This window comes from Flavobacterium sp. I3-2 (genome assembly GCF_013389595.1).
In the GTDB taxonomy this organism is placed as follows: domain Bacteria; phylum Bacteroidota; class Bacteroidia; order Flavobacteriales; family Flavobacteriaceae; genus Flavobacterium.
Genome location: NZ_CP058306.1, coordinates 1771702 through 1793833 on the forward strand (window position 1 = coordinate 1771702; position 22132 = coordinate 1793833).

General features: G+C 31.1%; 13 protein-coding genes and 1 CRISPR repeat array (1 of these 14 cut by a window edge). Of the genes, 5 read left to right on the forward strand and 8 right to left on the reverse strand.

All coding sequences use genetic code 11. From position 1 onward, the window contains the following. Window positions 1-2571: a CRISPR direct-repeat array (repeat unit 49 nt; unit sequence GTTGTAATTCTAAAGATTAAATCTACAAAATTTGAAAGGAATTCACAAC); it begins 1664 nt to the left of the window's first position. Window positions 2572-2882: 311 nt separating this feature from the next. From HW119_RS08315 to HW119_RS08325, 3 genes are all read right to left on the reverse strand, one after another. Next, entirely contained in the window at window positions 2883-5882 is a 3000-nt protein-coding gene (locus tag HW119_RS08315) for a VIT domain-containing protein (protein WP_177763212.1), read from the reverse strand. A gap of 153 nt (window positions 5883-6035) precedes the next feature. Then, on the reverse strand, window positions 6036-7226 hold the full coding sequence (locus tag HW119_RS08320; protein WP_255497842.1) for a porin: 1191 nt from the start codon (window positions 7224-7226) through the stop codon (window positions 6036-6038). 71 nt (window positions 7227-7297) lie between these two features. After that, window positions 7298-8359, reverse strand: coding sequence for a linear amide C-N hydrolase (locus tag HW119_RS08325; RefSeq protein WP_177763217.1), 1062 nt, complete (start codon window positions 8357-8359; stop codon window positions 7298-7300). Between the two features lie 388 nt (window positions 8360-8747). Here HW119_RS08325 and HW119_RS08330 point away from each other — a divergent pair, with 388 nt between their 5' ends. From HW119_RS08330 to HW119_RS08340, 3 genes are read left to right on the forward strand one after another with little or no spacing between them, the layout of a single operon-like run. Further along, on the forward strand, window positions 8748-10139 hold the full coding sequence (locus HW119_RS08330) for a glutamate decarboxylase (RefSeq protein ID WP_177763220.1): 1392 nt from the start codon (window positions 8748-8750) through the stop codon (window positions 10137-10139). A gap of 20 nt (window positions 10140-10159) precedes the next feature. Beyond that, the gene (locus tag HW119_RS08335) at window positions 10160-11638 is read left to right on the forward strand and encodes an APC family permease (RefSeq protein WP_218620342.1); all 1479 of its coding nucleotides are present in this window, start codon (window positions 10160-10162) and stop codon (window positions 11636-11638) included. Between the two features lie 45 nt (window positions 11639-11683). Further along, the gene (locus HW119_RS08340) at window positions 11684-13645 is read left to right on the forward strand and encodes an oleate hydratase (RefSeq protein ID WP_177763223.1); all 1962 of its coding nucleotides are present in this window, start codon (window positions 11684-11686) and stop codon (window positions 13643-13645) included. A gap of 126 nt (window positions 13646-13771) precedes the next feature. Here HW119_RS08340 and HW119_RS08345 read toward each other — a convergent pair whose 3' ends face one another. Then, window positions 13772-14911 carry a linear amide C-N hydrolase gene (locus HW119_RS08345; RefSeq protein ID WP_177763226.1) on the reverse strand — a complete coding sequence of 380 codons (1140 nt, stop codon included), beginning with the start codon at window positions 14909-14911 and terminating at the stop codon, window positions 13772-13774. 190 nt (window positions 14912-15101) lie between these two features. Between HW119_RS08345 and HW119_RS08350 the strand changes: the two genes are divergently transcribed. Then, window positions 15102-18260 (forward strand): AsmA-like C-terminal region-containing protein, encoded by a 3159-nt coding sequence (locus HW119_RS08350; protein WP_177763228.1) that lies wholly within the window; start codon window positions 15102-15104, stop codon window positions 18258-18260. 42 nt (window positions 18261-18302) lie between these two features. Here HW119_RS08350 and gldD read toward each other — a convergent pair whose 3' ends face one another. The 4 genes from gldD to mutY all read right to left on the reverse strand — a co-directional run bounded on the left by gldD (window position 18303) and on the right by mutY (window position 21697). Next, the gene (gene gldD, locus HW119_RS08355; RefSeq protein WP_177763231.1) at window positions 18303-18866 is read right to left on the reverse strand and encodes a gliding motility lipoprotein GldD; all 564 of its coding nucleotides are present in this window, start codon (window positions 18864-18866) and stop codon (window positions 18303-18305) included. Next, entirely contained in the window at window positions 18850-20082 is a 1233-nt protein-coding gene (gene gldE, locus HW119_RS08360) for a gliding motility-associated protein GldE (RefSeq protein WP_255497843.1), read from the reverse strand. Before gldE ends, gldD begins: the two co-directional genes overlap by 17 nt. A 100-nt stretch (window positions 20083-20182) precedes the next feature. Continuing rightward, complete coding sequence (locus HW119_RS08365; RefSeq protein ID WP_177763237.1) at window positions 20183-20632, reverse strand: single-stranded DNA-binding protein; 450 nt, start codon at window positions 20630-20632, stop codon at window positions 20183-20185. A 36-nt stretch (window positions 20633-20668) separates the two neighbouring features. After that, window positions 20669-21697: an A/G-specific adenine glycosylase gene (gene mutY / locus HW119_RS08370; protein ID WP_177763240.1), complete on the reverse strand. Its 1029-nt coding sequence runs from the start codon at window positions 21695-21697 to the stop codon at window positions 20669-20671. Between the two features lie 134 nt (window positions 21698-21831). Here mutY and HW119_RS08375 point away from each other — a divergent pair, with 134 nt between their 5' ends. Further along, on the forward strand, window positions 21832-22125 hold the full coding sequence (locus HW119_RS08375; RefSeq protein ID WP_125016412.1) for an HU family DNA-binding protein: 294 nt from the start codon (window positions 21832-21834) through the stop codon (window positions 22123-22125). Window positions 22126-22132 lie beyond the last annotated feature (7 nt).

Sequence of the window (22132 nt, forward strand, 5' to 3'; positions counted from 1 at the left end):
AATTCTAAAGATTAAATCTACAAAATTTGAAAGGAATTCACAACAGCATAGAGGGTATGTTTGCAATAGTAAATGTTGTAATTCTAAAGATTAAATCTACAAAATTTGAAAGGAATTCACAACTGTTTCTCCCCAATTTTTAAAGATGCTCGAGTTGTAATTCTAAAGATTAAATCTACAAAATTTGAAAGGAATTCACAACTGACCGAAGCTGAAAAACTAGATTTGGCAAGTTGTAATTCTAAAGATTAAATCTACAAAATTTGAAAGGAATTCACAACTCATCACTATATATTTTTTTTTGTAATAGGTTGTAATTCTAAAGATTAAATCTACAAAATTTGAAAGGAATTCACAACCCCATTGCACCAATTCACATTTAACATCCTGTTGTAATTCTAAAGATTAAATCTACAAAATTTGAAAGGAATTCACAACCAGAACTCGCAGGTTTATTATTTACAAATAGTTGTAATTCTAAAGATTAAATCTACAAAATTTGAAAGGAATTCACAACTTTCTTCTGTTTGTAAGTTGTTTAATATACGTTGTAATTCTAAAGATTAAATCTACAAAATTTGAAAGGAATTCACAACTTTGGAAATCAACAATATCAATTATACGATGTTGTAATTCTAAAGATTAAATCTACAAAATTTGAAAGGAATTCACAACTAAAATTTTCAGCGTTCAGTGAAACACTGAGTTGTAATTCTAAAGATTAAATCTACAAAATTTGAAAGGAATTCACAACATGGAAGCTTCGCTTCAGCTCCAAGCCATTGTTGTAATTCTAAAGATTAAATCTACAAAATTTGAAAGGAATTCACAACTGAAGATCAAGAAAACAAAACAGATTTGAGGTTGTAATTCTAAAGATTAAATCTACAAAATTTGAAAGGAATTCACAACATGTTTTTACAGATTTAAATTCAATTTCTTGTTGTAATTCTAAAGATTAAATCTACAAAATTTGAAAGGAATTCACAACGCACAACGCAATCTTATTAGAATTTTTATCGTTGTAATTCTAAAGATTAAATCTACAAAATTTGAAAGGAATTCACAACGAATATGCAGTAGCGGGCGCAAGCGATTTAGTTGTAATTCTAAAGATTAAATCTACAAAATTTGAAAGGAATTCACAACCTAAATTGTCTATAAAATCGTTGGTTTTCAGTTGTAATTCTAAAGATTAAATCTACAAAATTTGAAAGGAATTCACAACAAAAATAATCTTGTTGCTCTCTTAGCTATGGTTGTAATTCTAAAGATTAAATCTACAAAATTTGAAAGGAATTCACAACCAATAATCGAATCCTTCATTTGTATCTTCCGTTGTAATTCTAAAGATTAAATCTACAAAATTTGAAAGGAATTCACAACCAATACATGTTTAGAATTTACATTTTTAGGGTTGTAATTCTAAAGATTAAATCTACAAAATTTGAAAGGAATTCACAACATATTGTTTTGTTGATTGATGGTGCAGTAAGTTGTAATTCTAAAGATTAAATCTACAAAATTTGAAAGGAATTCACAACCATCAAACCATAATTGTACGAATCTATCTGGTTGTAATTCTAAAGATTAAATCTACAAAATTTGAAAGGAATTCACAACAAGGCGTTGTAACCGATTTTGGTAATTCAAGTTGTAATTCTAAAGATTAAATCTACAAAATTTGAAAGGAATTCACAACGCAACAATACTAACAAGTAATTTATCATTAGTTGTAATTCTAAAGATTAAATCTACAAAATTTGAAAGGAATTCACAACTACTTCCAAGAATAGGAGTTAATGATTTCAGTTGTAATTCTAAAGATTAAATCTACAAAATTTGAAAGGAATTCACAACTCGATTCCCATTCTATACGATTTAAAGTGTGTTGTAATTCTAAAGATTAAATCTACAAAATTTGAAAGGAATTCACAACTACCCGCGGTAACGGTATGATAGTATACGAGTTGTAATTCTAAAGATTAAATCTACAAAATTTGAAAGGAATTCACAACAGTTTCAGCTAACAGACGTGCCTCTTCTGCGTTGTAATTCTAAAGATTAAATCTACAAAATTTGAAAGGAATTCACAACAAAGATACTAAAGGATTAGATATTTCTGAAGTTGTAATTCTAAAGATTAAATCTACAAAATTTGAAAGGAATTCACAACTGCCCCATGTCCAAAAGTCCAACAGTTGCAGTTGTAATTCTAAAGATTAAATCTACAAAATTTGAAAGGAATTCACAACACATAGATGTTCATTTTCGATTCAGGTAGTGTTGTAATTCTAAAGATTAAATCTACAAAATTTGAAAGGAATTCACAACGAGACTTCATGACGGCAAAACGAAAGGAGAGTTGTAATTCTAAAGATTAAATCTACAAAATTTGAAAGGAATTCACAACACAGCTCTAATTGTTCTTGTGTATAATCTTGTTGTAATTCTAAAGATTAAATCTACAAAATTTGAAAGGAATTCACAACTTAATTGTCTTGTATTATTAATTGCTGTCGGTTGTAATTCTAAAGATTAAATCTACAAAATTTGAAAGGAATTCACAACGGTGTTACCTTTACATACTGTGCATTAGCAGTTGTAATTCTAAAGATTAAATCTACAAAATTTGAATTAAACGGAACGAATCATCGAATCCAAAACAAATAGTATCGTTGAGATAAAGGAATCCAAATAAAACAAACTTTTATTTGATGAAAATGGTCATTGCTTTGAATCCAGTCGAGGTCACAACTCTTGATAAAGTAGAAATAATTTTTTTTATTTTTCAAAACAAATATGTCCGTTATTTTGAAAATGTTTTAACACTGCACTATAAAAAAACGGCTTTGATTATCTAAAATCAAAGCCGTAATCTTTTAAAATTCAAATTCTCCAATTAAAATTTTATCTTTTCCGCTGTTGGGTTTGTCGTTTTGAAAAGTGATTAATTTTCGAACTTCTTTACCTGAACTATACATCAAATAAATTTCGACAGAAATAGTTGTCGGTCCAGAAAGTGTCATTTGACTTTCGCCATAAAAATTCGATTCAATTTTGTATTTTCCTTTGATGGCTTTTTTAAGCATAAATTGTTCCGGTCCAAAACCTCTTGTTACATCATCGCTCATTCGGCCACCAATTTCTGTAGCACGATGAGAATAGAAGCAAACGTCGCCATTTGGGTCGGTTACATATAAATCGATATCTGTGTCGTCTTTATTCCAATTCATAACTACACGAATATCAACCGGAATATCTAAAATTAATTTTTTATCTATTTTAGATAAATCTAATTTTTTGCCATGAACCGAAATTAAATTGTTGATTTCAGGAATAATAATTTCAGAAATATTTCGGTCTCTGTTTCTGAAGTTTTCATCATAACTGTTCGTTAATGTTTGATATAAAAAATCTAAAGCTTCTTGATAACGTTGATTATCTTGTAATGCTAAAGCGTAATCTCGATAACTTTGTGCATCAAATGGACGCCATTTTAAAACTTTTTCTGTGACAAACAATTCCGTATCATATGCACCAATTTCTTTAAGTTTATAAGCTAACGTTTTGTACATTTCGGCATTTTCTAAACCTAATTCGGCAATAGAACTTAAAACTTTATATCCTGTTTCGCTTTCTTTTTTCTGAAAGAAGAAAGTCGCAACATCATAGTAAAAACTAGGAGTTTCTTGATATTCTTTTCTTAAAGTCAAATAAGTTTCATACGGATTTTTTGACTTCTCAATTTTTTTGATATAATCTTTGTCCGATTTTACATCAAAAGTTTTTATGTCTGACGAAACTGTTTTTTTATCGGAATTTTTAGATTTATTCGTTTTAGATTCTGATCTACGCCTTGATGTTGTTCTATATGTATCAATAACAATTTCTTCTAACATTGGTTCTGACTCTTCTGCCTGATAATCAAGTGTTTCAGCAGTAGAATAACTTACCGATCTTGATTCTCTTACAGGTGAAGAGTCATTTGATGGTGCTATAGCTGTAATTTCAGAAATAGTTTCGTCTTGAGATACTCTGTTTACTCCAATAAGTGGAGTAGGTGGTTCTTCAAGTTTTTCGGGTTTAGGATATTTTTTCTTCGTTTGTTCGTAATTGGTATTCCACCAAATTCTTAAATCTTCAACAGTTGTAAAAGCTTCGTCTAATAAATTATTTTTTTGATATTCGTTTTCTTCGGTTTGATTTTTCATCAAATCGTTATAAGCAACAAGTAATTCATCTGGAGGTAAAATTTTATATTTCACATAATCAGAAACATTTTCTAAAACAATTAAACTCGTGTTTGCTGTTACAATCGAAAATTGTTTGCCAATTTCAGCAATATCATCTTTGTTTCCGTCAAAGTCCATTTCTAAAAAATCAACTTTATTTTGTGCCCAAATCTTACTAACATCTAATCCATTCGAAGCTTTTTCTAAATTAATTTCTTTCGTAAAAAGTACTTTTCCGTTTCGACCAAAAGCCAATGTCAATTTTTTTAGATTTGATGGACAAATTCCGGTAACCGAAAAATCTTTTGTGATTTCAGTTCCAATCACTGGATAAACTTCAGTTACCTCTTGATTCTGAATACCTAAAAATTGGACATTACTTTCGTTTAAAGTTATAAAACCTTTATCAACCGAATTTTCAGCAAGATTTATAAATTTTCCTTTGTTTTTTTGTGCGATGATTTTCAAAATGCCAAAGTTTGATTTCGCAGAAGCTGTAACGGTATAAATTGGTTTGTTAAAATTAAATTGGTTTGAACCTATGGTCGATATTCCATCAGAAAACATCAAATATTCATTTGCTGGAAGTTTTGAAGCTTCGATAATTGAGTAATTGGTTGCACCGTCATAAACTGTGTTTTTGAGATACTGTTTTAAATCCGTCCAATCACCATTTTTAATCTGGAATGTTTTTCCTTTTTCTAACTGAATATTTAATAGAACAACATCAATGGTTATATTTTTTTGTTGTTTGATGATTTTACCAAGTAATTCCAATTCCTTTTCATGGTCTTGATTTAATCTGCTCAACGAATTATCCCAAATAATTCCAAGATTATCTGACCAAATTTTTGATTCGGTTTTCCCGTTGATAATCAAATTCGATAAAAAATACATTGAACCATCCGTATTTTTTTGTGTGAATGATTCGATACTGTTTTCCGATTTTGGTAACTCAATAATTAACGAGTTCGAAGGTTTAAAATTTACTTTAGATAAACTAGCTTCGTAAATATTGCTGTTTTCACTGAATTTAAAAGTATTGTCGGGTTTTTCGATTAACTTTGGCTTTTCAGTCGATTGATAAACTTTTACGACTAAATCAAATTTCGAAATTTTTTCCGACGTATTTAAAGGTAAAACGTACAGATAATTATTTTGTTCTAAATTTAATGTTTGATAATAACTAATTTGAATAGTTCTTGTTCCGTTTGCTGGAATAGGAGAAATGCGCGTTTTGAAATTATTTCCTTCAACCTTTTCAATAATTCCAGGGTCGACATTTTGTTTCTGAATGCTTTCGAAAACTTCAGTTGCTCTTTCTTTTTCAATCGGAACCGCGTTGCGTAACTTTCCGTTAATATCAATAGCGTAACCGCTAATAGTTGTTTTATCTGGTAAAGGAAAAACAAGCTGACCTTCTAAAACACGATTTGCATTGTTTTTGAAAATCATGGTTGAAGTCGTTTTAGAAATGTTCCCGAAAATTTCAACTTCAGTATTTATTGATTCTAAAACTACGGATTTTTTATCTTCTTTGGATTGAATTTCAATTTTTGGAATAGCGCCTTTTGTAATTTGTGCATTCATTTTTACACAATATAACAGAAATGAGCAAATGCAAATTAAACAAACAATTCTTTTCATAAGCTTTGGTTTTGATTATTAAAGATATGATAATAATATATAAAACTGAAAAATTAATTTATTTATTGTGAATGGTTTATGTTTGATTAATTAAAAAAGCCTTGTAACTTCCGAATAGAATTTACAAGGCTTTTTCTATGATTATTTTGTTTCTTATTTTGCGCTAAGGGTTGTCGTAAATGTTTTAGAAATATCAATTTTCATCCCGACTGCAAAAACGCTTCGGTCTTTTGTGTTTAATGCATTTTTACCAAAAGATAATCGCTGCTCTGCATAAATTTGAACGTATTTTATAGGCTGATAATTCAATCCAAAAATAACATCGTTAACTTTAAAATTGGAGCTTATTGGGATTTGATTGTTTTCTGTCTCTAAATTTTTTCGGTCTGGAATATACAAATTATAACCTCCGTGAATGGCGAAATCATCGAATTTGTAATTTGCAAAAAACTCAAATCCTTTGGCATCAAAAACAACAGTTGGATAAATTAATTCTTGGGTATTATTTAAGTATGAACCTTGGGTGAAATCACCATTTTTTTCGATAGCTCCTACAACGCTTAATGTTAATTTTTCTCCTAAATATTTTATACCGGCAGCATAATAAGTTGGTTGTCCGTCTAAACCAATGATTTTATGTTGATTAATTAAGTTGTTGCTCAAAAAAGTTCGGTTAAAAGAAGCTCCTAAAAATAATTCATCTAAAATTTTATATTGTGCAGAAAATCCGAAACCGTCAATAAATTTATCATTGTTTCCGCCTCGAACTTGTGCTTGCGCACCTAAATAAAAATTACCAAATTGATTTCTGTAAATTACCGATTGAGAAGCGCGTCCGGTTCCTGAAGCTCCACCATCACTACCTCCGACATAAGTTGCTGAAGCTCTTCCTCCAAAAATTGTAAATTGGTCGGTGTACGATGTAACATCATAATAAACGCTCCATTGTTTTCCGAAAGTTAGCGTTCCATATTTTTCAAAATCAAAACCGATGTATCCAATTCTGTTTGTAAAAGCTTGCTTACTTTCGGTGGTTTGAATGTCTAAAAATTCGGTATTTTCATTTCCATCAACGTTGAAACTCGGACCGCCTTGAAATAAACTTAGATGTAATTCCGTAGCTGCTAAAAAAGTAGTTTTTACTTTTTTTATTCCAATTTTTGCACCAACTCTCGAAACGTTTTCTTGAAGTGCAATTTCATTATCATAAACAGCCAAATGACCGCGCAAACTAGCGTATGGTTTAAAGCTTATTTCAAGCGAATCGTTTTTGGTTTGAGCATTTGCCGAGTCATTTATCATTAAAAGACAAGTACAAATTATTGGATAAAATATTTTTTTCATCGAGTTGGTTTTTGTCGAAAAAAAAAGGTTGTCAAAATAAATATTTACGACAACCTTAAGTTATTTTTGAATTAAATTCCTAAGAAAGTAAATGGTTTACTGTCTTTGAAAAGAGCAGAAGTTTCGCCAGAATAGGTTTCGTTTTTACTAACACTTAATCTTTTTACTTTTCCTTTGTTGCTAAAATCAATTTTTTTCAAGTCAACCCAAAAAGTATTTGGTGTTTTAACTGTTTCAAAGAAATACATTAGATTTTTTTGGTCAGAAACCGATCTCCAACGCGTAGATGAAATGTTTGGTTCTGTCTCTGAAGAAATTCCATAAGGAACCGAACAGTTTCTGATTACACTGAAAACACTTGCAATTGCAGTTCTTGCGTCTGTATCCTGAGGAATTGCTTTGATGTAATATCCAGCTCTTCTAAAACGGTCTGGAGCACGATTAGTTCCAGGTAAAAATTCTGTTCCGGCTACGGCTCCCCAGTATTCACTTATTGCTAATTGCTCATTAAAAATTGGAGAATTCGTCATCACATTATATGACGGGCTGTGGTGAATAACTAATTTACCATTTATATATTCGAAGATTGCATTATCTCCACTTGAATCAGAAATTGATAAATGTAATGTTGCAAATTTTTGAGTTCCTGGAATATAATCCGAAACCACAACGAATTCTTCTTTTTCTAAAGCTTTTACTGTTTCGTCTACAGTTGCAAAATTATCTAAAACATATTGCGCCCAAGCAGAAATAGTTATACCTTTTTTGTTTCCAGCTGGATTAAAATGTGCATATTCTGTTTCTACTAACCATAAAATATTTGCTACTAATCCTTTTTCGTTAATTCCATCAGTCGTTGCAATGTCCCAAGCACTCGTAATTACACTTCCATATTTTGAACTCCAAGTAATAGAATTTGCACCAACACTTCCGTTGCGTTCCATCCCACGAGGAAAAATCCAAAGATTGGCATCAATTTCATCTTTCCAGTCCATTGAACGTGCTGTTATTACATTGCTGTTATTTGTTCCTTTGTAAACAACTCGAGTACAAGCTTCTGTAGTTTGAACATTACCAAATAAGAATGCTGCGGTTAACAACATGGTTGCTTTGTATAAAAATCCCTTTTTCATATAGAAATATATTTAGATTAATTTTAGAATCTATGTAAAATTACGAAAATCAATCGTAAAGCATTGTCGTTTTTTTTAAAAGTTATCTTTTTTTGATAAAAATTGATTTCTATTCGCTGTTTTGTTTAAATCTAAATCGGTATTACAATAAATTAGATATTTCTGTTTGTTTTAAATACATATTGACGTAACATTTATTTAAAACCACTAGTTTTCTAATGAACTTTAATTATAAATAAGTTTTATTTTTTTTAATAAATAAACAAATAAGTTAAAATGTTATTTTTTTGTTATTTTTTTGATTTTGTGTTGTTTTTTTTGACTTTGGATGGATGTTTTTATCTTAAAAATTAGTAAATTAACAAAATAATTTTTTTAAAGATTTAATATGGCTACTCACAGAGTTAATAAACAAAATGCTGAGAGTGTATATGATTTATACACACAAGCAGATTCAAAACAGACGCTTAAAAAGTTTGCGATTTCTCCAACGTCTAACGACCCAGAATTAATCAAAGATTTGTTGTTAGACGAATTGTTGTTAGACGGAAATGCTAAACAAAACTTATCTACTTTCTGTCAAACCTATACAGAAAATGCTACCAGAGAAATCATGGATGCATGTATCGTTAAAAACATGATTGATAAGGATGAATATCCGCAAACTGCTGAAATAGAATCGCGTTGTGTGCATATTTTAGCAGATTTATGGAATTCGCCAGAAAGTGCTACAACTTTAGGTTGTTCTACAACAGGTTCGAGCGAAGCTGCGATGTTAGGTGGTTTAGCAATGAAATGGAATTGGCGTAAAAAGCGTCAAGCGCAAGGTAAACCAACTGATAAACCAAATATCATTACAGGTCCAGTTCAGGTTTGTTGGGAGAAATTTGCACGTTATTTCGATGTTGAAATTCGTCAAATTCCAATGGAACATGGTCGTTTATTAATGAACGCAGAAGAAGTTCTGAAACGTGTTGACGAAAATACAATCGGTGTAGTGCCTACTTTGGGTGTTACTTTTACTTTACAATATGAAAATGTAAAAGAAATCAACGACGCTTTAGATAAATTACAAAAAGATACAGGTTTAGATATTCCTATTCACGTGGATGGAGCGAGTGGTGGTTTCTTAGCGCCATTTATTCAAAAAGATTTGGTTTGGGATTTCAGACTTCCAAGAGTTAAATCAATCAATACTTCTGGACATAAATTCGGATTGTCGCCAATCGGTGTGGGATGGATTATTTGGAGAGAAGCTTCTGATTTACCAGAAGAATTAATCTTCAACGTAAACTATTTAGGTGGTGAAATGCCAACTTTCGCATTAAACTTTTCACGTCCAGGTGGACAAGTAATTGCTCAATATTTCAATTTCTTACGTCATGGTCGTGAAGGTTATGAGCGTATTCAACAAGCTTGTGCAGACCACGGTCAATATATCGCTAAGGAAATTGAAAAAATCGGATTATTCGATGTCCTTTATGATGGAGTAGGCGGAATTCCAGGTGCTTGTTGGATGTTGAAAAAAGATGTAAACCCAGGTTTCTCTTTGTATGATTTAACAGACAAATTACGCTCTCGCGGATGGCAAGTAGCTTCGTATTCGTTACCAACAGATTGTCAGGATATGGTGATTCAACGTGTATTAATTCGTCACGGATTTAGCCACGATATGGCGGATTTATTATTAACCGATTTAAAATCTTGTATAGATTATTTTGAAAAGCATCCAGTTGCAGTTGCAATGACTGAAGCTGAAGCGGGTAATTTTAAACATTAATCTAACTTGATAAATTAATTATGGCGGATTCAAACCAAAATAATTCTAATAACGGTCCTTCTACTCCAAAAGTGAGTAGAATGACCGTTATGCAATTAATACTAATGACAACGGCGGCGGTAATGAGTTTACGTGGCGTTCCGTTGATGTCTCAAGTAGAATTAACCATGTTTGTTTACATGGCTTTTGCAGCTGTTTTTTTCTTAATTCCGGCAGCTTTAGTCAGTGCCGAATTGGGTACAACTTTCGCCGATAAAGGCGGTGGAGTTTATACTTGGGTTAAAGAAGCTTTTAATAAACGTGTTGGTTTTGTTGCGGTTTTTATGCAATGGATTCAAAATATTGTTTGGTATCCAATTACGATTACTTTTGGTTCGGCAGCCATTTTTTATATTATCGGAATGCCCGAATTGGCTAGTAACGGAAAATATATTGGTGGTGCAACAATTATCATTTATTGGATTTCGACTTGGATTTCATTAAAAGCACCAACTAAAATCCCTAAACTTTCGAGCGTTGGATTTATTTGGGGAACAATGGTTCCATTAGTTATTCTTATTGGTTTGGCTATTTATTGGATGATTGATAAAAATCCAATTGCTTACGACGCTATTCCTGCAGCTCAAACAGAGATTGCTTCTACAGTTAACGGGATTACAACACCGCGTTTTATTCCGCATTTAACCAGTATCGGAAGTATCGTTTTCCTTTCTACAATTATTTTACTTTTTTCGGGAATCGAGGCTTTGGCGGTTCATGCCAATGAATTAGATAAACCTAAAACGCAATATCCAAAAGCGATTTTTATTGCATCGTTCTTGTGTTTTGTGGTACTTGGAGTGGGAGCTTATGCCGTTTCTGTTATTCTTCCTTACGATAAAATCGAGTTAGATTCTGGTGTAATGGATGCTTTTCAGATGGGATTTGCGCGTTATGACCTAAGTTGGTTAACCAATATTATGGCAGTTTTAGTTGTAATTGGTTGTGCTGCCAGTGTTATTGCGTGGATTTCTGGACCTAGTAAATCATTACTTTATACCGCTAAAGATAACGAGTTGCCAAAGTTTATGGCAGTTGTCGATAAAAATGGTGTTCAGATAAACATCATCTTACTTCAAGGTGTTATTGTGACTATTTTATGTTCACTTTACTTCTTTATGGAAAATGTGAACGTAGCCTTTTTCTTGTTAAGTTCATTAAACGCAACCTTATATTTAGTGATGTATGTTTTGATGTATTTGGCAGGAATCAGATTAAGAAAAACACAACCCGATTTAGCACGACCATTTAAAGTTCCGGGTGGAAAAAACGGAATGATGATTTTTGGTGGTGTAGGATTTATTGCCGTAGTTTTTGCGTTAATTCTATGTTTTATTCCGCCAACAGAATTGCCAATTAGCAGTCCAACTTTTTACACATTATTTTTGATAGTCGGTACTTTGGTGTTTTTATTAATCCCAATCTGCATCAGTAAATACATGAAAAAATTTGATAAATAATTAAACTATTTATTAACCTAAATAAAAAATAAAAAAAGTTCTATTATGAAAGACACAACAAAACATTTTGACAAAGTATTAAACGCGTCAAAGTACTACAACAACGTAGAACATCAACCAGATGCAAACAAAGATGTAATACATAATGGTCCTGATAGACCAATGCCTTACGCAAACCAAATTGGAAATTACCAACGTAACAAGCCTGTTTTGAACAAGTCTTTTGCTGATAGTAAATTTTATATTATTGGTAGTGGTATTGCAGGTTTAGCTACAGCATATTATTTAGTTCGCGACGGTCAAGTACCAGGAAAAAACATTACTTTCATCGAGCAATTACATATCGAAGGTGGTTCTATGGACGGTTCAGGTAATTCAGAAGATGGTTATTTGATTCGTGGTGGACGTGAGATGGATATGACGTATGAGAATTTCTGGGATTTGTTCCAAGATATTCCAGCTGTTGAATTACCACATCCGTACAGCGTTTTAGATGAATACCGTTTATTAAACGACAACGATTCTAACTACTCAAAATCACGTTTAATCAGTAATAAAGGTATAGTTGAAGACTTCAGCAAATTAGGTTTAAATAAAAAAGACCAATTGGCTTTAGTTAAATTATTATTGAAAAATAAAGAAGATTTAGACGATTTAACTATCGATGATTACTTTAGCGATACCTTCAAAAAAAGTAATTTCTGGACATTCTGGCGTACTATGTTTGCTTTCGAGCAATGGCATTCTTTGTTAGAGTTCAAATTATATATGCACCGTTTCTTACACGATTTGGATGGTTTGAACGATTTGTCTGCTTTGGTTTTCCCAAAATACAATCAGTTCGATACATTCATCAAACCGTTACGTGATTTCTTAGTTAAAAAAGGTGTTCAAATTCAATTGAATACGTTGGTAAGTGACATGACGGTGGATATCGCTGCTGATGGTACTAAAGTTGTAAAATCAATCGAGACTATTCAAGATGGTAAAGATGCACAAATCGTAATCGGAGCTGAGGATTATGTTGTAGTTACTACAGGTTCTATGACAGAAGATTCGGCTTACGGAAATAACACGCAAGCGCCAATCCAAACGATTGATAACAGCACGAGTGGAAACTCTGCAGGTTGGAAATTATGGAAAAACTTAGCAGCTAAATCTCCAGTATTTGGTCGTCCAGAGAAATTCTGTGGCGATATCGAAAAATCTTCTTGGATGTCGGCTACCTTAACATGTAAACCTTCTGCTTTCGTTGAGAAATTAAAAGGTTATGCTGTTAACGACCCGTATTCTGGTAAAACAGTAACAGGTGGTATCATCACAATTACCGATTCTAACTGGTTAATGAGTTTCACATGTAACCGCCAACCGCATTATCCAACACAACCAGATGATATTTTGGTAATTTGGGTGTATGCTTTATTTATGGATAAAGATGGTAACTACGTGAAAAAAGCAATGCCTGAATGTACAGGTAATGAGATTTTAGCAGAGTTATGTTATCATTTAGGTATCGAAGATCAATTGGATAATGTAATCGAAAACACGAAAGTTCGTACTGCTTTCATGCCATATATCACTTCGATGTTTATGCCTCGTGCAAAAGGTGACCGTCCTGCAATTGTTCCAGAAGGATGTACAAACTTAGGATTAGTAGGTCAGTTTGTTGAAACAAATAACGATTGTGTATTCACCATGGAAAGTTCGGTTCGTACAGCTCGTGTTGCGGTTTATTCTTTATTGAATTTGAATAAGCAAGTACCCGATGTTTATCCATCACAATACGATATTCGTCATTTACTAAAAGCGACTAAAGCTTTGAATGACGGGGCTCCATTTGTTGGTGAAGGAATACTTCGTAAAGTGATGAAAGGAACTTACTTCGAACATATCATTCCTGGAAATGCACCTGAGGATAACGATGAGAAAAAAGAGAACTTCATTCAAGAACAAATGCATAAATTCCACGATTGGATGGACCATGTAAGAGGAAAATTGAATTTATAATTTTCTTTTAATAGAAATCAAAAGCCTACGATAAATACTAATCGTAGGCTTTTTTTATTGTTTTTAAGAAACAACAAAAAAAGCCTCACATATTTTTGTGAGGCTGAATAAAATATGTTGATTTACTTATTTCAAAAGAATTGAAACTTCGTCTGTTTTATCTTTAAACTGTTCGAATGTAAAAGTTTGATAGTTTAAGCTATCGTACAAACGTACATTCATAATTCCTCTAGTAAGGTCTGTCAATACAATCCAAAGTGTAAATTCTGTCATGTATTTTGCAGGAGTACCATCTGGTTTTTCAGCTGCAGCTAATTCTTTAGTGATGTTTTTCGGACGGTCAAAATTATTCATAACATGACCTAATTCTGCTAATTGAATATCTGGGTTTTCCACTCTGTTAGCAAATGCAGAATAATAAACAGCTTTCACAAAACGACCAACCGAAGTTGCAGATGCTGGTAAAACACTTGTTGCAATTCCGCTATCTGGTTGTCTTAATTTAACATCACCCACTTGTCCAACTACCGTTTCAACATTCGTCATGTGTGCGTAGTTATTCAAGTTTTCGATGTGCCAAGGGAATTCTGGACCATTCGTCATTACACCAGTAGGGTTGTCATAAATGATTAAAGCGCCATTTTTTACTTCAACAACTACAGATCCACCTGTTTTGTCATAAACCGCAAAATGGAAAGGTGTTTTTAATCCACCAAGCATTGCCAATTCTTCTGACCAAAAAACAACACCGTTTGTTACACCTGCTTTTAATTCAGCAACAGTAGCAAAATTAGCTAAAGTCCATTCACCGAAAGAAGCAAAAGGAACCGAATTTGGATATTGGTCTTGGGTTAAATCTTTTAATGGAGGAGCAGGCATCATGTTTAAACTAAATGCTAAACCTGCATCATTGAAACCTTCCATCGCACATTTTGGGTCAAAAGCACTGATTGGCGTTGTAACTGCCATAACTGCATATTTTGCAGTATAAGCTAATCCTTTGGTTTGATTTGGTGCTAAATGTTGAAAATTAAACCCTTTTGGATAATAAGTTAAACTAGATAAACCTTCGCCAAAAGTTAATTCCATTCCTCTTCCGTGATACACATTGTTGTTTGTGTCTTTCACAATCAAAGTTGTACATGCAAAAGGTGCAATAATATCACCACCTTTGTCTTGAAGTTCATTAAAACCTTTGAAAACTACATTGCTTTTTGAGTTAAAATTAGCTTCAATAGAATTATTTAAGTTACTTTCTTTTTCCATATTAAATTAATAATTTATTCAGGTTTGTAATTCTTATAAAATTACGAAAAAAAACGGTTTTTTAAGATTTTTTTTTAGAAAAATGTTTTTTTATAACGACATGTTTTTAGTAGTAATTCTAGAAAATCTATAACTATTAAATTTTTTATCTGTTTTTTTGAGATGTATATTTGCAAATCAAATATTGATTATGATAATTTCCGAAAAATATAAAAATAAGCTTATTAAATTTTTTAAAGTTTCATCAATTGTACTTGTTGGAATAGCTGGTTTACTCTATGTTTTACCATACTTTTTTAAAGATACCATTACAAAAAGTGTAAACGAACTTGCTAAAGATTTTGTGAAATCTGATGTTCGATTTGAGAAAATTAACCTTTCATTTTATACTCATTTTCCTAATCTGACGGTTAATTTAGAAAATTCTAAAATTGGTGCTTCTTCAAATTTTCCAAATCAAGATTTAATTAAAGCAAGCGATATTGCTTTAGGAATTGATTTATTTAGTTTGTTTGGAGATAAAATCACTTTTAATCAATTGTATTTATCAAATGCAATAATTAATGTAAAATCAGATTCGTTAGGAAATGCGAATTACGACGTTTTTATTTCTGATGATGAAGCTCCGAAAGATGATTCAACCGTAAATTTAAATTTCGAAAATATCATCATTAAAAACACGCAACTTGTTTTTGAAGATAAAAAAAACAAGATTGAATTTCGTGCTCAAAACTTAAACTATAAAGGTTTGGTTGCCTTTGTAAATAATAATATAAACTTAAATGCTAAGGCAGATATTGCAGAAGTTTTTTTTGCTTTTGACAAACAAATTTACATCGATAAAAAAGCTTTAAAAGGTAATTTTGATACGCAAATAAACTTAGACAAGTTAAGTTTAACATTTAATAAAAATCAATTTGTACTTGCGAAGTTTCCTTTTGAAATCAATGGGAAAATTGATTTGCCAGAAAACGAAATTGATTTTGATTTGCAAATTGTTTCTAAACAAAATCAATTGCAAGATTTACTATCTGTTGTTCCGCCTGCGTTTCAACAATGGTACGAAAACACACAAATTGAAGGAACATCATCAATTGATTTTTCTTTGAAAGGAAAGATGAATTCGGATTTAAATCAAAATCCAAATCTAAAATTAAATGTTGCAATTGCTAACGGTTCTTTGAATTACAAACAAAGTCCAAATCCCATTAAAAATATAAATTTAGTAACGGAAATGCTTCTACCAGAATTAAATCCTGATAAAATGGAGCTTGCCATTTCTAAGTTCAATTTTAATTTAATGGATGGTTTTGCAAAAGGAAATTTAAATTTCAAAGCCCCGGCTACTATTCAATCAAAAATAGAAACTAAAATTGATTTAGCTAAACTTCAACAAGCTTCTGGATTAAATGCTTTTGATGTAAGAGGAATTTTGGATATTCAGGCCAATGTTGACGGAACTTATGCTACTGAAATTAAAAAAGTTGGTATTCGAAATGTTGAACAAACTTATATAGCTTCTGTTCCCAAAATGAATGTAAACGCAAAATGGAGCAACGGTTATTTTAAAATGAAAGATTTGCCGTTGCCAATTGAAGGGATTTTTGCCGATTTACAAATTGTAAATACCGATGGTGATTTTAAAAACACAGCTATTTCTGTTAATCAACTCAAAGCAAAAGCTGCAAATAATTTTATAGATGGTTTTGTAAAAGTTGAAAATTTACATAACTATAAAATGCATACTAACATCAAAGCCGATTTAAATTTGGCTGATATTACTTCGATTTATCCTGTTGAATCGTTTGTTGTGAAAGGTGATTTAGCAATCGATTTTAAAGCGGATGGAACTTACGAGCCAAAGAAAAATATTTTTCCGGTAAGTAATTCGTATGTGAAATTGGATAAAGGTTTTTTGAAATATACAGATATTCCTGAGTTACCAATTGAAGATATTGATATTGAGATGAAAGTAAGTTCTTCAAAAGGTTCGATGAATGATTTAAAAGTTGAGGTTTTACCTATTTCGTTTAAACTTGCAGGCGAACCATTTAAGTTGGATGCCGATTTGTATAATTTCAATAACTTAACGTATAAAATCAATTCAAAAGGAACTTTAGATTTAAGTAAGATTTACCGCATTTTCGCTGTTCAAGGTTATAATGTTAACGGATTGATTAAGGCCGATTTGAATATTTTTGGAAAAGGAACTTCTTCTGATAAATCTACTGTTAGTAATCGTGGTTTTATCGATTTACAAGATATTTATTTAGACTCTGAAATGTTTCCGAATAGTTTTATCATCCAAAAAGGAAAACTGAAATTTCAACGCGAGAAAATTTTATTGGATAATGTAAATGCAACTTACGGTTCAAATGCTTTTAAAATAGGAGGAAATATTTCTAATTATATGAATTTTGCCTTGAATGATAAAGCTGTTTTATTAGGAGATGTAACCATTCAATCACCGAAAGTAAATGTTGATGAATTTATGGTTTTCGATACAAAAGCTTCAGCATCATCTCAGGCGAAGACAAGTGCTACGGCAACTGGAGTAATTTTAATTCCTGAGAATTTTAAAATCAACGTTAATGCTAAAGCAAATCAAGTGCTTTTTGAAGGTTTGGTTTTGTCTGATTTTAAAGGAGATTTAAATATTGATAAAGGAATTGTAAAATTAAACGATACAAATTTCGGATTGATTGGAAGTACTTTTTCAATGAACGGAGCTTATCAACCAATCTCAACAAAAATGGCAAAATTCGATTATTCGATTCGAGCTAATGATTTTGATATTCAAAAAGCGTATAAAGAAATTACTATTTTTAGAGATTTAGCTTCCGCAGCAGAAAGTGTTTTTGGATTAGTTTCTTTAGATTATACTTTGTCAGGTGTTTTAGATGCGAATATGATGCCTAAATTAAAAACAATAAAGGGGCAAGGCGTTTTAACTTTAGAAGATATTCAATTCAAAGGATTTAAATTGTTTAATGCGGTTTCTAAAGAAACGTCTTTTGAATCTCTTCATGACGCTAAAGCATCAAAAGTTGAGGTAAAAACTTCGATTGAAAATAATGTGATGACCATTGAACCAACAAAGTTTAAAATGGCAGGTTTCCGTCCGCGAATTCAAGGTCAAGTTACGTTAGACGGTCGTATGAATCTTGGATTTAGACTTGGTTTACCACCATTCGGAATCATCGGAATTCCAATGACAATCACTGGAAATTCTGAAAATATGAAAATTAAATTAGGTAAACAAAAAGAAGAACCTTTAGAAGAATCTGACGAAGAATATGAAAATTATAAAAAGTCGTTAGAACCAAAAGAAGTGACTAATATAAATTAATAAAAAAATGCTTTCAGTTGATTTAACTTGAAAGCATTTTTTTTATTTCCATTGAATCGATTCCATAATACGTCGCATATCATCTTTAACATAAGCTGCTGCTGGTAAAATCGAATCGTAGTTTGGTTTTGCATAAAAATATAAAGAACCTACTACAAAGTTTTTAACGCTATCTGTTGCGTAAAACTGAACATTAGTTGCTGCATTTCCTTCAACTTCATAAAACATTCCGTAAACTTTGTTTTCTGGGTTTACAAAAGGCTGTTCTATAATTCCGTCTGCCTTTATCGTGTGGTCATAAGTTAATTTTTGTGCATCTTTAAGTAACTTATTTAAATCACCATTTACAGGTTTGTAATTGATGTAAATGGTTGCTTTTAATTTGGGATAATTAATTTTAAAAGCACAATTTTTTTCTTGTTGAACAATACTCAATTCATTTTTTTCGAATGAAAAAGCACAGGTTTCTTCAAATTTTTTGTAAACTGGATTTGGATATTCTAATCGTAAAAAACTATCGGGTTTTGGTTTTATATCACCAGAACAACTTACTATTAAAAGTGTTGGAATAATAAGAGATAAAACCGATTTAATTAACTGTTTCATGATTATGTATTGTAACTTTTATTTGTTGCAATCGTCTTTTGTTAACTTGCTTGATGGTAAAATTACAGTTTGCAAATGAAATAACATCATTTACTTTCGGAAAAATTTCAATTTGTTCTAAAATAAATCCTGCAAGTGATTCGGCTTCTTTTCGTTGAGCTTCAAATTCGTCTTCATCAATCGGAACAATTCTATAAAAATCTTTCATTGAAATCTTACCGTCAAAAAGATAGTTTTCGTCGTCTATTTTTGTGAACATTTTTTCATCTTCATCAAACTCATCGGTAATCTCGCCAACAATTTCTTCAAGAATATCTTCTAAACTAATAATTCCTGCAGTTTCACCAAACTCATCAACAACCACAGCAAGATGATTTTTTTGGGCTTGAAAATCTTTTAATAAATCGTCAAGCTTTTTATTTTCAGGAATAAAATAGGCTTCACGTAGTAAGGTTTTCCAATTAAAAAACTTTTTGTTTAAATGCGGAATCAAATCTTTAATAAATAAAACACCAGCAATTTCATCGATATTTTCGTTGTAAACTGGAATTCGAGAATAGCCATTTTCAATGATTTTTGAAAGAATCTCATTTAAACTTTCGTGTGTGCTTATTGCAAAAATATCAATTCGAGGAGTCATAACTTGCGAAACTTCGGTTAAACCAAAAGATGCAATTCCTTCGAGAATTTTTTGTTCTTCTTCACTAGTTTCACTATAATCGGTCATTTCTAAAGCTTGTGAAAGTTGCTCGACGGTAAATGAATCGTCGTCTTTAGAAAATTTATTTGCGATAAATTGACTTATTTTTTGAAGCGGAAAAGCAATAGGAAATAATAAGAAATCTAAAAAAGAAACGATTCTTACACTCGATTTTATAAATTGATTGACATTTCGATACGCGTACATTCTTGGAAAAATCTCTCCAAAAAATACAATGCCAATGAATAGAATCAAAAAAGTTGTAAGATATGCAAAAGTTGAAGTTAGGTAAATATCGAAAAAATGAAACTTGATTTCGATAACGCTAAAAACAAATAAAATTTTAAATATAACAGAGCTTAAATTTAATGTTGCCTGAAGTTTGGCCGGACGCTCTAATAATTTTTGATATAAGTTTGCTTGTTTTGGGTAATTGATATTCAAGCTTTCAAACTTTTGTTTTGAAGTCGAGAAATAGGCAACTTCGGTACTTGAAATTAAGGCAATTAATGCCAATATTAGTATAGAAAAAAACACTAATAAAAGGATAGTTGAGGGGGTTTCTAAAAATAATCGGGCGGGTTCTGGGTCCAATTTTATTGATTTAAGTTAAACATTAAAAGGGTAAATTATCTAAATTTTCAATTTCTGATATTTTAGGGATTTCAAAATCGGCTAATTTATCATCAACTGTATGTTTTAGACTTTTATTTTTACCATCGATATCTTTTTTCGTATTTAAAAATATGAATTCGGTTACTTGAATTTCGGTTGTATGTTTGGTAACTCCTTCTTCGGTTTGCCATTGACGCGTTCTGATTTTACCTTCAACATAAATTTTATCTCCTTTAGAAAGATATTTTTCACATAATTCGGCAGCTTTATTTCGAACAACTAAATTGTGCCATTCGGTCGAAGTGATTTTTTCGTTTGTGGTTTTGTTGATGTAAACTTCGTTTGTAGCAATAGAAAAGCGTGCTATCGAATTTCCACCTTCAAAATAGTGCATTTTTACTTCGTCGCCAAGATGGCCAATTAATGTTACTTTATTTAAAGTTCCGTACATAATTATGTGTTATAAGTCAAATATAAAAAATGATTTCTAAATTTCATAATGCATTTTTATAAAATTCGAAAGTACAATTGGAAATGCAAATGTATTTAAATCTTCAACAAGAATTTTGTTTTCATTTAAAATCTCTTCAACTTCGATTTCCCAATAATTTATGTGTAATTTCTGGTGCGAAAGTTTATGAATAATTTCAGTTGTATTAATTTTAGATACGGTTGTATACGAATCATAAATTAACGATTTCATAACTTCTAGAGTTGTGTTTTCTGAAGTTTCAATCAATGGAAACTGATATAAATTTTGCCAAATATCTTTTTCTGTTCGTTGCTCAATTCGTGTATAATCAGATTTATCTTTATAGATTAAAAAATTAAAAAATCGATTACTGACTTTTGTTTTTGATAATTTAATGGGTAATTCATCCGTTTTTTTATTTCTAAAAGCATAACAACTTTCTTGAAAAATACAGTTTAAACAAACTGGATTTTTTGGTGTACATTGTATAGCTCCAAAATCCATGATGGCTTGGTTGTATAAATCTGGAGCTACTTCAGTAATTAAGTCATTACTTAAATCTTGAAAAACGGTTCTGGTTTTTGCTGTTGATATGTCATCATAAATTCCAAAATAGCGAGAAATTACTCTAAAAACATTACCGTCAACAACTGCAACTTGCTCTTTATAAGCAAATGAAGCTATAGCTGCTGCTGTGTACGGACCAATTCCTTTTAATTTTATGAGTTCTTTGTATTGTTTTGGAAAAATTCCGTTTAAATTTGCATTTATAAATTTTGCTGTTGCATGTAAATTTCTAGCTCTAGAATAATATCCTAGACCTTGCCAAAGTTTTAAAACATCGTCTTCGGTTGCATCTGCTAAATCGTTAACAGTCGGAAATTTTAAAACAAAAGCATTGAAGTAAGGTAATCCTTGATTTACACGAGTTTGCTGTAAAATAATTTCAGACAACCATATATGATAAGGATTTGTGGTGTTACGCCAAGGTAAATCGCGTTTGTTATTAAGGTACCAATCGATTAGATTTTTAGAAAAGCTCATGTTATTTGAATGTGTGCACAAAAATAAACGAATTATATATTTAAATTTTAATCCGTTATGGTTGAAAAATGGAATTTTAATTAATATATTTGCACTCTCTAAAAAAACAGACAACAAATTAATTTATAAAAGAAATGACTAAAGCAGACATTGTAGCTAAGATTTCAGAGAAATTAGGGCTTGAGAAAGGTGATGTGCAAGCAACAGTGGAAACATTTATGGAAGAAGTTAAAACTTCTCTAGAAAGTGGTGATAATGTATATTTAAGAGGTTTTGGTAGTTTTATTATCAAAACTAGAGCTGAAAAAACAGGAAGAAATATCTCTAAAAATACAACTATCAAGATACCAGCTCACAATATTCCAGCGTTTAAGCCAGCTAAAGTTTTTGTTGAAGGTGTCAAATCAAACACAGAAGTAAAAAATTAAATAAGTA

Excerpts from the sequence above, each read along its gene's own strand:
- HW119_RS08325 (WP_177763217.1), bottom strand. The coding sequence starts at position 8,359 with ATGAAAAAGGGATTTTTATACAAAGCAACCATGTTGTTAACCGCAGCA.
- HW119_RS08320 (WP_255497842.1), bottom strand. The coding sequence starts at position 7,226 with ATGAAAAAAATATTTTATCCAATAATTTGTACTTGTCTTTTAATGATA.
- HW119_RS08335 (WP_218620342.1), top strand. The coding sequence starts at position 10,160 with ATGGCGGATTCAAACCAAAATAATTCTAATAACGGTCCTTCTACTCCA.
- HW119_RS08345 (WP_177763226.1), bottom strand. The coding sequence starts at position 14,911 with ATGGAAAAAGAAAGTAACTTAAATAATTCTATTGAAGCTAATTTTAAC.
- gldD (WP_177763231.1), bottom strand. The coding sequence starts at position 18,866 with ATGAAACAGTTAATTAAATCGGTTTTATCTCTTATTATTCCAACACTT.
- HW119_RS08315 (WP_177763212.1), bottom strand. The coding sequence starts at position 5,882 with ATGAAAAGAATTGTTTGTTTAATTTGCATTTGCTCATTTCTGTTATAT.
- HW119_RS08365 (WP_177763237.1), bottom strand. The coding sequence starts at position 20,632 with ATGTACGGAACTTTAAATAAAGTAACATTAATTGGCCATCTTGGCGAC.
- HW119_RS08375 (WP_125016412.1), top strand. The coding sequence starts at position 21,832 with ATGACTAAAGCAGACATTGTAGCTAAGATTTCAGAGAAATTAGGGCTT.
- HW119_RS08330 (WP_177763220.1), top strand. The coding sequence starts at position 8,748 with ATGGCTACTCACAGAGTTAATAAACAAAATGCTGAGAGTGTATATGAT.
- HW119_RS08350 (WP_177763228.1), top strand. The coding sequence starts at position 15,102 with ATGATAATTTCCGAAAAATATAAAAATAAGCTTATTAAATTTTTTAAA.
- HW119_RS08340 (WP_177763223.1), top strand. The coding sequence starts at position 11,684 with ATGAAAGACACAACAAAACATTTTGACAAAGTATTAAACGCGTCAAAG.
- mutY (WP_177763240.1), bottom strand. The coding sequence starts at position 21,697 with ATGAGCTTTTCTAAAAATCTAATCGATTGGTACCTTAATAACAAACGC.